The organism is Limnoglobus roseus (genome assembly GCF_008254045.1).
GTDB classification, from domain to species: domain Bacteria; phylum Planctomycetota; class Planctomycetia; order Gemmatales; family Gemmataceae; genus Limnoglobus; species Limnoglobus roseus.
In genome coordinates this window covers 6,808,700-6,822,874 of record NZ_CP042425.1, presented here as the reverse complement: position 1 = coordinate 6,822,874, position 14,175 = coordinate 6,808,700, and the positions used below count along the sequence as shown (strand labels likewise).

At 63.2% G+C, this 14,175-nt stretch carries 9 protein-coding genes; 6 read left to right on the top strand and 3 right to left on the bottom strand.

What is annotated here, in order from left to right:
• Window positions 1-18: 18 nt before the first annotated feature.
• Entirely contained in the window at window positions 19-2,133 is a 2,115-nt protein-coding gene (locus tag PX52LOC_RS29110) for an SEC-C domain-containing protein (RefSeq protein WP_149113375.1), read from the bottom strand.
• Between the two features lie 249 nt (window positions 2,134-2,382).
• Here PX52LOC_RS29110 and PX52LOC_RS29105 point away from each other — a divergent pair, with 249 nt between their 5' ends.
• The 3 genes from PX52LOC_RS29105 (at window position 2,383) to PX52LOC_RS29095 (ending at window position 7,635) form a co-directional block, all read left to right on the top strand.
• A complete protein-coding gene (locus PX52LOC_RS29105) occupies window positions 2,383-4,053 on the top strand; it encodes a serine/threonine protein kinase (RefSeq protein WP_149113374.1) in 1,671 nt (556 codons plus the stop codon).
• A gap of 169 nt (window positions 4,054-4,222) precedes the next feature.
• Window positions 4,223-5,404: a 1-deoxy-D-xylulose-5-phosphate reductoisomerase gene (locus tag PX52LOC_RS29100; RefSeq protein ID WP_149113373.1), complete on the top strand. Its 1,182-nt coding sequence runs from the start codon at window positions 4,223-4,225 to the stop codon at window positions 5,402-5,404.
• An 11-nt stretch (window positions 5,405-5,415) separates the two neighbouring features.
• Window positions 5,416-7,635, top strand: a complete 2,220-nt coding sequence (locus tag PX52LOC_RS29095) for a site-2 protease family protein (protein WP_149113372.1) — start codon at window positions 5,416-5,418, stop codon at window positions 7,633-7,635.
• Between the two features lie 66 nt (window positions 7,636-7,701).
• Here PX52LOC_RS29095 and PX52LOC_RS29090 read toward each other — a convergent pair whose 3' ends face one another.
• Both PX52LOC_RS29090 and PX52LOC_RS29085 read right to left on the bottom strand, forming a co-directional pair.
• Window positions 7,702-10,152: an outer membrane protein assembly factor BamB family protein gene (locus PX52LOC_RS29090; protein ID WP_149113371.1), complete on the bottom strand. Its 2,451-nt coding sequence runs from the start codon at window positions 10,150-10,152 to the stop codon at window positions 7,702-7,704.
• 67 nt (window positions 10,153-10,219) lie between these two features.
• The gene (locus tag PX52LOC_RS29085) at window positions 10,220-11,428 is read right to left on the bottom strand and encodes a serine/threonine protein kinase (RefSeq protein ID WP_149113370.1); all 1,209 of its coding nucleotides are present in this window, start codon (window positions 11,426-11,428) and stop codon (window positions 10,220-10,222) included.
• A gap of 312 nt (window positions 11,429-11,740) precedes the next feature.
• Here PX52LOC_RS29085 and PX52LOC_RS29080 point away from each other — a divergent pair, with 312 nt between their 5' ends.
• The 3 genes from PX52LOC_RS29080 to PX52LOC_RS29070 all read left to right on the top strand — a co-directional run bounded on the left by PX52LOC_RS29080 (window position 11,741) and on the right by PX52LOC_RS29070 (window position 14,059).
• Window positions 11,741-13,066, top strand: a complete 1,326-nt coding sequence (locus PX52LOC_RS29080) for a nucleotide sugar dehydrogenase (protein ID WP_149113369.1) — start codon at window positions 11,741-11,743, stop codon at window positions 13,064-13,066.
• Window positions 13,067-13,075: 9 nt separating this feature from the next.
• Window positions 13,076-13,456: a hypothetical protein gene (locus PX52LOC_RS29075; RefSeq protein WP_149113368.1), complete on the top strand. Its 381-nt coding sequence runs from the start codon at window positions 13,076-13,078 to the stop codon at window positions 13,454-13,456.
• 291 nt (window positions 13,457-13,747) lie between these two features.
• Complete coding sequence (locus PX52LOC_RS29070) at window positions 13,748-14,059, top strand: ArsR/SmtB family transcription factor (protein ID WP_149113367.1); 312 nt, start codon at window positions 13,748-13,750, stop codon at window positions 14,057-14,059.
• The last annotated feature ends 116 nt before the right edge of the window (window positions 14,060-14,175 follow it).

Here is a 14,175-nt window from a genome sequence, read left to right as displayed (position 1 = left end):
GCCGGTGGGAGAGTCGCCTTACGAGTAACGCTTCGCGGCATCCAGGAGTTCACCGCACGCCGCTTGCAGGTCGCGGTTGCCCTGCTCCTTGCCCTTCGCCAGGCCGCGCTCGGCGAAGCCCTTCGCCCGCGAACCTTGCTTCGCCCCAAGGAACGTCTCGGCGGCCTTCACGTACAGGTTGCCGTCGTTCGGCGTGCGGTCGAGGATCGTGTTGTACTCCTGCTCGACCGCTTCATACTCGCCCTTCTTCGCAAGGACGGCGATCTTCCGCAGGGCGTAGTCGTTGAACCGCTTGCCGGCGTTGTGTTCACTGTCGTACTGACTGCCTTCATTGGCCACGCGGACGACTTCGCCGGTGTCGCCGGAACTGAGGGCGGCCGTCATCAGACAGGCGAAGAACGGGTACCGGTCCGGCTTCGCCGCGTCGTACGGCTTGGTGGTGCCGGTCTTCGCGAAGGCGACCGCAAGTTCACGCGCATCGAGCTTGATCGCGGCCTTCATGGCGTCTTCGAGTTCGCTCGCGGACAGATCGGCCGACGCGAGGGCCGAGAGATCGGCCGCGTTCATCGCCGTGAAGTCTCGCTTGGCCGGGGTCGGAGCCGCCGGGGCTTGCGGCACGGGCGTCGGAGCGGCGACCGAAACCATCTCGATGCCGAGTTTGTGGCGGAGGCGGTTGAAGTCGTAGATCTGAATTGGCTCGGTTTCCTCACCGCGCCGTTTCCGCGGGGCCGCCCCGAGGAGGCAACCTTCGACGAACTTGATGATGCCGAGGACACGCTTCCGCATCAGTTTGCTGCCGACCGCGTCCATCGGGCCGACGCCGCCGAGCGAGCGCAACGGCTTGTGCAGCCAGGTATTTTCGAAGTAGTTCGTGGCGTAGTCGCGGAGCTTATTCTCGGCTTCCGTCACGTCGGCGGTGCGAACGGGGTAGGCGAGGGCGTCCAGAGCGATGTCACCGAACTGAATCGGCCCGAGGTTGAACGTCGGCTCGCTGACGGCCAAGTTGAGGCGTTCGCGGACTTCGGTGACGACCTTTCGCAGCGTCTCTTCGACCGGGTACCAGAGCCGAATCACGCCGGCCGTGATGTTGATGTTCGCGACGACCTTCGCGAGCTTCGTCCCCGTTTCCAGGATGCTCGGCAGGGCTTCCACGACCAGCGCGCTGAAGTGCGTGCCGTCCTCGGACATCTGCGGCGCGATCATCCGGCCGCCTTCAACGTACGCCTGCAACAATCCGGAGACGGCCTGCGGGTCGCGAATTTGCAGGAATGCCCGATGTTCGACGTAGTCGGCGTCGGCCTCCATCCCCTGGGCACACTTCAGCACTTCGGCGAGGGCGGCCGTTTCTTCGGCCCGGTAGTCGTCGACTTCGAGTTCCAGCGACTTGTTCAGCGCCTCCACGGCTTGCGGTTGCTCGCCGAGCCACGCCCGGACGAGGCCGAGGTTGAACCACGCGGCCGGGTCTTCGGGGATCTGCTTCGTCAGGCTGTCGTAAGCCGCCTTCGCGTCGCTGAACTTTGTCGCGTTCGTCCCGGTCGGCAGCGATCGCATCGTCGGGCGGAACGTGTAGCCCTTACGAGCCGCTGCCGGCAGCCGCGATTCGGGGCCGAACATCGCGTCGAACTGCTGCCGGATTTCCGGGTCGTGGGGCAGGGCGTTCACCGCGCGTTCGAAGACCGCCCGACAGGCGACCGGCCGGTTGAGCATCAACTCGATCCGGGCGATCATTTCGCAGGTGTCCGCGATCGGCCCGGTCGCTTCTGGCGGGTAGGCTTCCAGAGCCTTGCGGAAGAGCAAGAGCGAGCCGATGACCTCCCCTTCGGCATTGCGGAACATGGCCCGCGTAAAATATGCCATCGGGAAATCGGGTTGTATCGAAAGTGCTTTCTGCACCGCCTGTTCGGCTTCTTCCGTCTTTCCTTCCATGAACAGGACGTTGGCGTAGTGACACCACACTTGCGGGTGGCTACCCTGCGTGTGGGTCAGTTCTTCCATCGTGCGAAGGGCTGCATCATGTTGCCCTTGCTGCTGTTGCTGCATGGCGAGCTGAAGCTGATCCCAGTAGCTGATGCAGCACCACTTGAACTTTTTCCCGCTCCCACAAGGGCAGGGGTCGTAGGGATTCACGGCCATGCGGTGATCTCAGGCGAGGTTCAGGAGCGTTTTGTCGGACGTTCCGGACGGGGGAGAAAATATCCCGTCAGGATATGGCTTTTGCCAGCCGTGAAAACGCCGGTTGTCAGTTTGACAGGGGGAAAAACTGACCTACTGTTTGGTGAGCCGAGAATCCCCACGACGTGCATAAACTCTTCGTGGCCGGGAACCTTCGCAACAAACCACGAATTTTGACTCAAGGCTAATCCCCATCAGGGCCAGGGCACCATGGTGACGAACGACTTAGGCGCGTGTGAATGGTTCGTTTGGGACCTCCGCCGGAGTGGCCTGATCGACCGCGGCCAATTGGATCAAATTGTCAGCGACTTCCTGAAGCGGAACCCGCGGGCGGAAGCGCCGGCCCTCGCCGAGTACATGGTTCAGCAGGGCAGCCTGACCGCCTTCCAGGCGGAACGCATCTTGAACGGCAAGACGCAAGGGCTGGTTCTCGGGCCGTACATCCTGCAAGACGCCATCGGGCAAGGCAGCATGGGGCAGGTCTACAAGGCCACCTCGAAAAACGACACCACCACCTACGCCGTCAAGGTTCTGCCACGGCGGAGCATGTGGAACGTCCGGTTGGCCCGCCGTCAGGTGCGGTCGTTCGGCCAGTTCCAGCACGCGGCCGTGCTGCCGTTCGTCGATGTCGGCACCGCCGGCGGGTTGCACTACCTCGTATGGCCGATGGCCGAAGGGCAGACGCTCGAAACGCTGATTCAGCAAAACGGCCGGCTGCCGGTGAATCAGGCCGCCCTGATCGGGATGCAAGTTGCACAAGGGTTGTCCATCGCCCACCAGAACAACCTCTTCCACGGCCTTGTGAAGCCCTCGAACATCATGCTCGGCGGCGACGGGCAAGCCCGCCTCCTCGACTTCGGCATCGGCTCTCTGCTGGTCGAAAACGAAGGGGAATCGCTCGTGGACACCATGTCCACGGCGAACACGCTCACCAGCGGCCTCGACTGTGCCAGCCCGGAAAGCATTCTGGAGCCGACTAACCGTACCCCGGCCGGCGACCAGTACAGCCTCGGTTGCATCCTTTATAACTGTCTGACCGGCCACCCGCCGTTCCCGGAAGGGAGCGCCGTCGAGAAGATGATGGCGCACCAGACGAAAGAGCCGGACGCGATCAAAGATTTCAACCCGGACGTGCCGGACGCCGTCGTCGAGGTGGTCCGCCGCCTGATGGCGAAGAAGCCCGAAGACCGCTACGCCGGTCTGGACGAAGTCGTCGAGTCGCTGGAACCGTTCATCGGCGAGCAAGTTTCCGCGCCGGCTGAACCGGCCGCGGTTAGTTCGCCGGCAGGTCTTTCGGGTTCCCGTGCTCGACTCGGCTCGCTCGGCAATGGCTCGCCGAACATGCCCACTCGCATGTCGACCCCGGTTCTGACTCCCCCACCATCGCCGTCGGCTTTCCCGAGTCCGGGCGGATCGGGGATGCGTTCCCCGGCTCCTTCGTTCCCGCCGGCGGGGCCGCCGAAGAGCAATCCGGCCGCACGTGCCAGCGTGCCGAATTTCCCCCCGGCCCCAACGCCGGCGCAGCCGGTTGTTCCTGGTCGGGCGAATCTGGGTCAACGGCCGAATCTGCCGACCGGGGGCTCGAATCCGGGCACGAAACCGCTTCCGGCACCCGTGCCGATGCGATCGAGTCAACCTGCGTTTCCGAACCGGGCCGCCTTGAACCTGCCGGGTTTTGACCCCGGCGAAGTCCCGCTCACGCCCGCGACGACCGAACCGCCGCCGTTCGCCGACCCGTCCCGCCAGAGCATGCCGGGCGGCTGGATTCCCCCGGATGAAGACTCCTCGCGTGGGGGTGCCTTCGGAACTTTGGGGATTATTTTGGCGGCTTTGCTGCTCGCGGCATTGGTTTTCCTGGGCGCGACAGTTATGATGAAATAAACCGTGATAAACGGCAGAAACGGCACCGCGGCTGGAATGACGGGCGACATATCGCCCCATTCACGCCGCGGTTTGCGTTTTGGGCCAATCCTCGTTTCGCCTGTGCCGGCCCCAACTCCTACAATTCCCAGACGGTAAACTCCCACGGATCGGACCGCGAGTGGACGTGATGGATTCCCAACCGCTAGACCCGCCCGGACGGAAACGTATTGCCGTCCTCGGTTGCACCGGGTCGGTGGGAACCAGTACCCTCGACGTGGCCCGCCACCTGCCGGACCGGCTCGAAGTCGTCGCGCTCTGTGCCCATTCCCGGTGGGAAGACTTGGCCCAGCAGTGCCGCGAGTTCACTCCGCGGTTCGCCGTCGTGACCGATCCCGCCGTCGCGGGACAAGTGGACCGTTCGCGCTTTCCGTGCGAGACCCGGTTGCTCTTCGGGAATGATGGCCTGATGACGGTCGTCACCGACCCGGACATCGACATCGTTGTGGCGGCCGTGGTTGGTGCGGCCGGACTGATGGGCACCTGGGCGGCCCTCGAAACGGGCAAGACTGTCGCCCTCGCGAACAAAGAAACGCTCGTCGTCGGCGGCTCCTTGGTGATGGACCTCGCCGCCAAGCGCGGGGCGAAACTGCTGCCCGTGGACAGCGAGCATTCCGCGATCTTCCAGGCGCTCTGCGGCCACACAGCCACGGATGTGGCGAAAGTGGTGCTGACCGCGAGCGGTGGCCCGTTCCGAGGAAAGACTGCGGCCGATCTGGCGAATGTCTCGGTGGAGAGCGCCCTCCAGCACCCGACCTGGCAGATGGGGCCGAAGATCACCATCGACTCGGCCACGATGATGAACAAAGCCCTCGAAGTGATCGAAGCCCGTTGGCTGTTCGGCCTGAAGGCCGAGCAGATCGACGTGATCGTTCACCCGAGTTCGGTGGTGCATTCCCTCGTGGAATTCCTCGACGGGTCGGTGCTGGCTCAGTTGTCGCCGCCGGACATGCGGCTGCCGATTCAGTGGGCCTTGCTCCACCCCGAACGACTGGCCGGGCCGGCGAAGAAGCTCGACTGGCGGAGGCTATCCGAACTTCGCTTCGAACAGCCCGACCCCGACACGTTCCCGGCCCTGAAGTTGGGCTTCGAAGTCGCCCGCCGGGGCGGAACGTGTGGCCCGGTCTTGAACGCCGCGAACGAGGCGGCGGTGGATCGCTTTTTGAAACGCGAGATCGGCTTTCTCGACATCGCACGGTGCTGCCGGGCGGTCCTCGATTCCCACGACTACGACCCGCACCCGACGCTCGGCGGCCTGCTCGCCGCCGACCGCTGGGCACGGCAGGAGGTATCCCGTTGGACAACCCCGTGACGCCCGCCCCCATGCCCCCCATTCCGGATGAAACCACGGAATCGACCGGGTCGTGGCTACGCGAGAACCTCGTCAACATCGTCCTCGGCCTGATCTGCCTGACGGTCGTCCTCCGCTACCTCGACCCGCTGAGCGTCGTGCTGGCGGGGGCCGGGCTTACGTTCATCATTTTCATCCACGAACTCGGCCACTTCGCCGCCGCGAAGTTGTGCAACGTCCGCGTGGAGGCGTTCAGCATCGGGTTCGGCCCGCCGCTGCCGTTCTGCTCCTACAAGTACGGCGAGACGACGTACAAACTCTGCCTCGTGCCACTCGGCGGCTTCGTGAAGATGCTCGGGGAAGGGGACGGCACGAACGACGACACCGCCGACACCGACCCGCGGTCGTTCAAGAACCAGAGTGTACCGGAGCGGATGCTCATCATCTCGGCCGGCGTCATCATGAATATCCTGCTGGCGTGCGTGCTGTTCGTGATCGTCTACATGCACGGCCTTGAAGAGATTCCCGCGACGGTCGCCCGGATGGAAGCCGGCGGAACCGCGTGGCGGCTGAACATCCACAGCGGCTCCGAGATCCGGAAGATCGGTAACCGCGAGAACCCGTGGTTCGACGACCTACGGCCGATCGTGTGGGCCACGAACAAGGGCGACCTCGTCGACCTGAAGATCGACGACAACGGCACCATCCGCGACCTCAAGGGGGAGCCGATCCGCGACGAGGGGGCGCCGTTCCCGGTCCTCGGCATTTTGCCGATGGAGTCGCTGTCGCTGATCCGCGGGGACAAGTTCAACACCCCGCCGTTCATTCCCGATAGTGCCGCGAGTCAGGCCAAAGACGCCGAGGGGCACCCGCTCTTTCACTCCGGCGACACACTGGTTGGGATGAGCGATCCGGACACGCCCGACCGCAAGGTCACGCCGATCAAATCCGGGGCCAACGACGCCCGCGGCGACATCTTCGTGTATCACCGCCGGCTGGCCCGTTTGGCCACTGAGCCGATCACGTTTGAAGTGACACGCACCAGCGGCGAGACAGCGTCCATTACTGTCCCGCCGGCCTACCGCCGCGACACGGGCATGCGGATGCGCATGGGGTCGATCGTCGCCACGCGCGTCGGCTCGCCGGCGGAGGCGGCCAAGGTCCAGCCGAAGGAAGGGACCAACCCTGGCGACCGCATCGTGGAGGTCGAGTTCGCCAACGCGGATAAGACCGTCACCGTTCTGACCAGCGGCAAGGTGGAGGCGACGACCGGCCGCGTCGTGAAGCCCCTCGACCCGTTGAAACTTCCGACCGAGTTGACCCAGTGGGCCGACCGCACGCCGGGGCCGAAAAGGGTGACATTGACCGTCTGGCGGGAGCAAGAAGGGGACCACGCGGAGAAGCGGATCGCGCTCGAATTGCCGTGGGACGAGGTGGGGCGGTTCGACGTCACGACCGAGATGAAGGCCCAGACGCCAATCGCCATCAACGGCCTGGGGCTGGCTTACCACGTTCAGGCGGTCGTCGATAGCGTGACCCCCGGTGGCCCCGCCGCGACCGCGGGATTGCAGCCGAACGACGCTTGCGAAGCCGTGCGGATACGGGCGAAGGACGCGACGGGCACCGTGGACGAGGGACGGTGGGAGACGATCAAGCCGCACCAGTGGGCGTTCGTCGACGAGCTCCTGCAACGGGTCTCGCCGTTCGAGGCCGACGTTCGCGTCAACCGAGGCGGACAACCGGTCGAAGTCCGCCTCGGCACCGTCGAGGATCGCGATTACTCGCGGACCGACCGCGGACTGATCCTGGCGACCCAAACCCGGATTCAGAAGGCGAACAGTATCGGCGAAGCCCTTCAGATGGGGGCGGATCGCACGTTACGGATGATCCAGACGACGTACATCAACCTCTACGCGATGGTGTTCGGCCGCGTCTCGGCCGTGCAGACCATGAGCGGCCCGATCACGCTCGCCCGCATCTCGTACATCCTGGCCGGCGAGAGCGTCTGGAAGTTGATCCTGATGCTGGCCCTCATCAACATCAACCTCGCGGTGGTGAACTTCCTGCCGATCCCGCTACTCGACGGCGGGCACATGATGTTCCTCATTTACGAGGCCTTCCGTGGCAAGCCGCCACCGGAGCGCGTGCACATCCTGCTCACCTACGTCGGCTTCTTCTTCGTGATCTGTTTGATGCTGTTCACGATCGGCCTGGACATCTACCGGCTGTTGAAGGTGTGGCTGCGGTGGTAGCGAGCGACGCTTAACCAGCCGGCGTTGCGAGTAGGGGTGCACATTGCCTCTTACTCGCAACGCCGGTTAGTCTTCGATCACATCCTCGATCGCGAAGATCGTCGCGACCTTTTCCCCATTGTTCTTGTTCTCGGCCTTCGCCCCGACGTAGAGCGTTCGCTTGCTTCCGCCGGTGGCGTGAACGAGGGCCGGGGTCGAGAGGACCTCAACAATCTTGCCGCTGGACTCGCCCAAATTGCGGACCCAGTACGGTTCGCCGGTCACGGGGTTGAGGGCCGTCGCGCGGCCATCGATCGAGACGGCGTAGACCGCCAGCGTGGCGGCTCCGTTCGCATAGGTCGCGAGTACGGGACCGGACGCGCAGGACGGGCCGACCGACCGCCGCCAGCGGAGTTTGCCCGTCGCGCGGTCGATGGCGTAGACGAAACCGTCCTTACAGCACGCGAAGATCGTCTGCCGGTCGGCGGCCATCTCCGCGTGGACCGACTTCGGTAGGTCGTACCGCCAGACGACTTCTCCCTTCTCGGACGTCAGGCAGACGACCGACCCCTTCGGCGTCGTCTCCCGCGGGACGGCGGTGATCTCCTTCTCCGTTGAAAGGTCTTCGATCAGGTTGCCTGTGCCGAGGCCGAAGTAAACGTGCGGGCCGCGGGTGAGCGGCATCCCGAACGAGCGCAGGTCCGACGGCGTTTGCCAGAGGATGTCGCCGGTGTTCACGTCCGCGGCGAGCATGGCGAGCGTGTTGTAACCGCTGCCGAAAAACACCCGCCGGCCGACAACCACGGGGGGCGTATCGACGTGCAACTTGTGCGGCAGGCCGGGGACGTGCCACCGCTTCTCGTGCGTGTTCGCGTCGAGGCAAATCAGCCCGTCGTCGCCGGCCGAGAAGATGAGGCGGTCGCCGGCAAGTGCAGGCCGGCCTTCCGTGTGGCTCTCGGTCTTGAACTTCCAAACTTCGCCGCCGTTCGTGGCGTTCAGGCAGAACAGGCGGCGGTCCGAATCGGTGTGCAGCCCCTCGCCGACGTACACCTTGCCGCCGGCCACGGTCGGGGTGCAGTAGACGGGTTGCAGGTCGCCGCCGTTGGTAAACTTCCACGCCGGCCGCCCCGTCGCCGGATCGACGCACCAGACGCTCCCGGTGCCGCCAGCGCTCTCGGCCCCGAAGTACAGTTTGCCGTCGTCGGCCGCGATCACGCTCGACATCACCGCATAGGCACCGGGAAACGTCATCGTCCGCACGTCGGCGAGCTTCAACCCGCAGCCCACCGTCTCGCCCGCGTCCCCCTGTTCGCCGACTGACCCCGTCCAGGCCGCAGTCGAGGACAACAGGTACAGGCCGACGCTAAACGCGAGCGTGCCGAACAGGGCCACCGATTCGCCGGACAGACTCAACCGCGTTTTCACGCCCAGCCCATCGACCGACGGCGTGGCAATTCGGTAGAGGCAGTAGGCCACAGCGAGCGTTAATCCCGCCGCCAGGGCGGTGAACTCCCGCATCGGCAGTACGACCAAGCCCGCCGGTCGGCCGAGCCACACCCAGACGGAGAACACCAGGAAAAATCCGAACAGCGCGAGCAGGCCGAGCAGCGCCAACAGCGCCGTGCGCGACGGGGTGGCCGTGACGGCCGGGTCGGCGGCGGCCATCCGGCGGTAGCGGCTGCCGGCCCAGACCGTGCCCACGAGAGTTACGCCGATCACGAGCAGCAGAAACGCCCGCGGCGAAAAGATCGGCCGGTCAGGCAGCGACTCGTGGAAGAAGAAGTACACGGCCGCGAGGGTGGTGTTGATGCTGGAGATCGTTAGGAAGGCCCGCCACTGCTTCATGACGACCGCGAGCCGGGCGAACACGCCGGGGAAGAGGGCGGCGACTAGGGCCAGGGGTGCGATGAGTACGGCCGACGGGATCACGCCGAACAGCGTCGGCGAGCGGTACAGGGAACTCTTCTTCTCCGGCAGGGGGCCGAAGCCCGGTTCTTCTTTCTCGTTCGCGTCCGGCGGGGCCGCCTTGCCGCTTAAGGCCTTTTCGATCACGTCTTTCAGTTCGTCGGTGGTGCCCTTGAACGTCCGCCGGAAGAACGGCTCGCAGTGGAGGAACGCCCACGAGAGGGTTTTGCCGTCGTCGCCGACAGTGCCGCGGACCTGGAACCACGTTCCTTCGAGGAACCCGAAGACGATGTACGTCTTCTCGACCTTCGTCACGAAGAGGATCAGCTTTCGCCCCGTAACCAGGCGGTCGAGGAGGGCCTTCGTGTGGTCGTCCTTCTTCGCGAAACTGTCCCCCTTCAAGTTGACCGCGAATGATTCGAACTCGCTCTTTCCCTTCAGGTTCGATTCGAACTTGAAGACCACGCTCGGCTTTTGGGCGTCGATCCTCTCGACCGTGGCCGCGACGATCCCCTGAGCGTCGCCGATGACATCCTTGAGCGGGGTGAGCTTCTTGATGACGGCGTCGGCCGGAACGGAGAGGGTGCCGAGGAGGGCAAGGGCCAATAGCCAGCGGGGAAGGGGGAGCGGCACGACGAGGTCTCCACGCGGGATCGGAGGGGTCGATTCTACCGCTTGGACGCCGGTGCGGGCAGAAGGTTCAACGAAGGGCGAAGAAGGCGATGAGGCCGGCGAGCGCGACTACCGCAAGAATTCCGACCATGATGGGCCACTTCGGGCGCGGCGGGGGAGCGGGTTTGGCCTCTGGCCGGGACGCTTTTGCCGGTCGGACCGGGGTTTCCGCAATCGGAAACTCCGTGACTTCGAAGTAGGCCGGGTCGGGCGGGGGGAGGGGAATCGCGGTCCAACCGCTCAACGCTTCCGCGACTTCGTCCGGCGTCTGGTAACGGTCGTGGGGTTTCTTCGCCATCATCGTGAGGATTACGGCGGACAGGTCTTTCGGCACGCCTTCAATCGGCGGCGGGTCTTTAAACTGGTGGTGCAGGAGTTTCTGGGCCATCGACAAGTTGGCGAACGGGGTCCGGCCAGAGAGTAGGAAGTAGAGCGTCACGCCGAGACTGTAGATGTCCGAACGGATGTCGAGGTCGTCGGCCTTGAACGCCTGCTCTGGCGAAAGGTAATCGGCTGTGCCGAGGATGGCGTGGTCTTTCTGGAGCTTCGTCACATTGTCGTCGTCGCTGTCGGCGAAGCGGACCAGACCCAGGTCGAGTATGCGAATGAGCCCGGAGCGGTCGAGGAGGAGGTTGCTCGGCTTGATGTCGCGGTGGATGAGGCCGCACTCGTAGATGTGCTGAAGGCCGGACGCCGCCTGGACCACGTAATGGACCGCCTGTTCCGGCGGCAACGGCCCGATCCGCTCGACAAGGTGTTCGAGGCTGACCCCGTCGACGTGGTCCATCACGATGTAGTAATGCTTGCCCTCGGCCTGGTCGAAGTCGTAGGCCCGGACTACGTTCGGGTGGTTGACGGCCGCGGCCGCCCGGGCCTCGCGGCGGAAGCGGTTCAAGGCGGCCGGGTCGTTGGCGTCCTTGAGCCGGAGAATCTTGAGGGCCACCCGGTGTTTCATCATCTCGTGTTCGCACAGGAACACCTGACTCGCCCCGCCGGAGCCGAGCGGGGCGATGACCTTGTACTTGCCGATGAAGAAGTTCTTGTAACGGCCCTTCAGGAGGTGGTTCGCCTGGAACGGACTGAGGAGGCCGTCGATCACGAGTTGCCGGGCGGCGTCGTCGGCATTCAACTCCAGAAACGGGCGCGAGTTCAAGTACGGCTTGAGCAACCCCTCCGCCAACAGCGAACTCTGCTTGGTGAGGGCCAAGAATTCGGCGGCAGTGGTGGGAGAAGGCATAGGTCTGCGACGGGATCGGGAGTTTGAGATCTCAAAGTCAATTTATCATCTGCTGACGGTTCGTTCCTGCCAATTCGTGGAAGGCAGAACTGAGTGGGGAAAGGGCGAAACCCTTCGGGTTGTGCGGATTGCAACACCTGCTTGAAGAAATCGGTGTCACCTGAAAAGAGAACCTTGCGACACACTTGCACGGGACACGGTGCCTTGATGGCGTCTAATCCGTGTTGACACCGTTCTCGATTTTGAGGGATAACGTGGTTCGAGCGGAGTCTCGCCCCAGATTTTCACCCGGCAACCAGGGACGGAGCCGAAATGTCGGACACGTTCAACGAACTAATGCAACGGATTGACACCAAGGCCGCCCGTGTGGGCATCATCGGCCTAGGATACGTGGGCTTACCGCTCGCGCGGGTCTTCTCGCGGGCCGGGTTCACGGTCGTCGGCTACGACATCGACGTCGGCAAGGTTACCAAGTTGAACGCGGGGCGGTCGTACATCAAGCAAATCCCGGACGCGACGATCGCCGAGATGCGGGCGAACCGCTTCTCGGCGACCGAGCAGTTCAGCCGGTTGGACGAAGTCGATGTCATCATCATTTGCGTGCCGACGCCGTTGACCGAGTCGCGCGAGCCGGACTTGCAGTACGTCGTGAACTCGGCCCACGCCATCGCCGCCCGGCTTCGGCCCGGTCAGTTGGTCGTCTTGGAAAGCACGACGTACCCGACGACAACGCGAAAGGTCGTGCTGCCGATCCTCGAACGCTCGGAAATGAGCGTCGGCGAAGACTTCTTCCTCGCTTTCAGCCCCGAGCGCGAAGACCCCGGCAACCTCACACACTCCGTCGACACGATTCCCAAGGTTGTCGGTGGGATCGACCCGCAGAGCGGCGATCTCGCGGCGAGCTTGTACGGGAAGGTCGTCGAAAAGGTGGTGCGGGTCAGCACGCCGGAAGTCGCGGAGGCGTGCAAGATTCTGGAGAACACGTACCGGGCGATCAACATCGCGCTCGTCAACGAACTGAAGACCCTTTACGACCGCATGGACATCGACGTGTGGGAGGTGATCGAGGCCGCCAAGACGAAGCCGTTCGGCTTCCAGGCGTTCTACCCCGGCCCCGGTTTGGGTGGCCACTGCATCCCGATCGACCCGTTCTACCTGACCTGGGTCGCCCGGCAGTACGGCATGAACACCCGCTTCATCGAACTGGCCGGCGAAGTCAACGCTGGGATGCCGACCTACGTAGTTAGCAAGGTGATCGACGCCCTCAACGACGCGGGCAAACCGCTCAAGGGCAGTAAGGTCGCCATCCTCGGCATGGCGTACAAGAAGGACATCGACGATCCGCGGGAGTCCCCCGGTTTCGAGATCATGGACCTGTTGTTGAAGAAGGGCGCCCGGGTGACGTACAGTGACCCTCACATTCCGGCCCTGCCGCCGATGCGCCACTACCCGCACCTGCAGATGGAAAGTCAGCCCCTCACGGCGGACTTCCTGGGTGAACAAGACTGCGTTTTGATCGCGACCGATCACACCGCCTTCGATTACGATTGGATTTTGCGGTCCGCGAACTTGGTGGTCGATACGCGAAACGCTACGAAGAATGTCATACAGCACCGCGAGAAACTCGTCCGGGCTTAGGAGAGCGTCATGTACCGCGTTTTCGCCCTCATCCCGCCGAAATCGGACCTGACAATCAAGACCCTGCTGAGTCAGGTCGAAACCGAGTTTGCAACTTCCAGCGTCACCCTGAACGGCAATCAGATCACGATTTCGCGGGGAGAATGGGACTTCGAATTACTCGAGCAATCGGGACCCGAGGTACTCGCGGAGTCGAGTGACATTGCGGAGAAGATGGCCGGGCAGGCGGAGGATTCGGACGTAGCGGCCTGCGACCGGCGGATCGATGCCTGGAGCGAAACGCCGGACCCAATGCTGGAATATTTCGAGGATTACCAACGAGTGGTAGGCCTTCTGAAATCCTTCCCAGACTTGATTGTCATTGATCCCACAGAACCATCTTTCCTGTGACACAAGAAATCGACTCTTGAATTTAGTGTGTTGCACGTCTTTGTGTCGGATTCTTTGTTAGTCGAGCCGCCAAACGCGGGTATCCCATTATTGGTGCTGTACGATAATTCATCGCATCTTATTTCTGGGAAACAAATTGCAGCAGTTCACGACTTGATTTGTCCAATGATACAATTAAGATAGTTAAAATAGGTAGTGGTCGTTCGACCATTCGCTTTTGGGCGTTGAAAACGGATTGGCTGTGTTCCGACTACCCGAAAGTTTCAAGAGTTCGCCCCAGGACTGTGGAAAATGACTGACCCGAAAGTCGCGAAAGAATGTGCCGAACTCCTTCAAGCCATTGCGGAACCGAACCGGATTCGCATCATTGAGTGCCTGCGAACGGGCTCCAAGAATGTGACGGAGTTGGCCAAGTTGCTGCAAGTGGAAATCGTGAACGTCTCTCACCACCTCGGCGTCCTCCGTCAGGCAGGTCTCGTGCAAGACGTGAAGGACGGTCGTTTCGTGGTCTACTCCTTGCACCCGGAACATTTCAACAACGAGAGCACGAAAGCAACCTTTCTCGATTTAGGCTGGTGCCGGATCGAAATTCCGCACAACTAACATCCTGCCCGGAAATGCAGAAACCCGACTCGTACGAGTCGGGTTTCTGCATTTCCTACTCCTCGCCGCGTATCCGATCGGAGTCGCCTGCCTCGGTTATCGTGTGGCGCGCTTCC

Excerpts from the sequence above, each read along its gene's own strand:
- PX52LOC_RS29110 (WP_149113375.1), bottom strand. The coding sequence starts at position 2,133 with ATGGCCGTGAATCCCTACGACCCCTGCCCTTGTGGGAGCGGGAAAAAG.
- PX52LOC_RS29105 (WP_149113374.1), top strand. The coding sequence starts at position 2,383 with ATGGTGACGAACGACTTAGGCGCGTGTGAATGGTTCGTTTGGGACCTC.
- PX52LOC_RS29100 (WP_149113373.1), top strand. The coding sequence starts at position 4,223 with ATGGATTCCCAACCGCTAGACCCGCCCGGACGGAAACGTATTGCCGTC.
- PX52LOC_RS29095 (WP_149113372.1), top strand. The coding sequence starts at position 5,416 with ATGCCCCCCATTCCGGATGAAACCACGGAATCGACCGGGTCGTGGCTA.
- PX52LOC_RS29085 (WP_149113370.1), bottom strand. The coding sequence starts at position 11,428 with ATGCCTTCTCCCACCACTGCCGCCGAATTCTTGGCCCTCACCAAGCAG.
- PX52LOC_RS29080 (WP_149113369.1), top strand. The coding sequence starts at position 11,741 with ATGTCGGACACGTTCAACGAACTAATGCAACGGATTGACACCAAGGCC.
- PX52LOC_RS29075 (WP_149113368.1), top strand. The coding sequence starts at position 13,076 with ATGTACCGCGTTTTCGCCCTCATCCCGCCGAAATCGGACCTGACAATC.
- PX52LOC_RS29070 (WP_149113367.1), top strand. The coding sequence starts at position 13,748 with ATGACTGACCCGAAAGTCGCGAAAGAATGTGCCGAACTCCTTCAAGCC.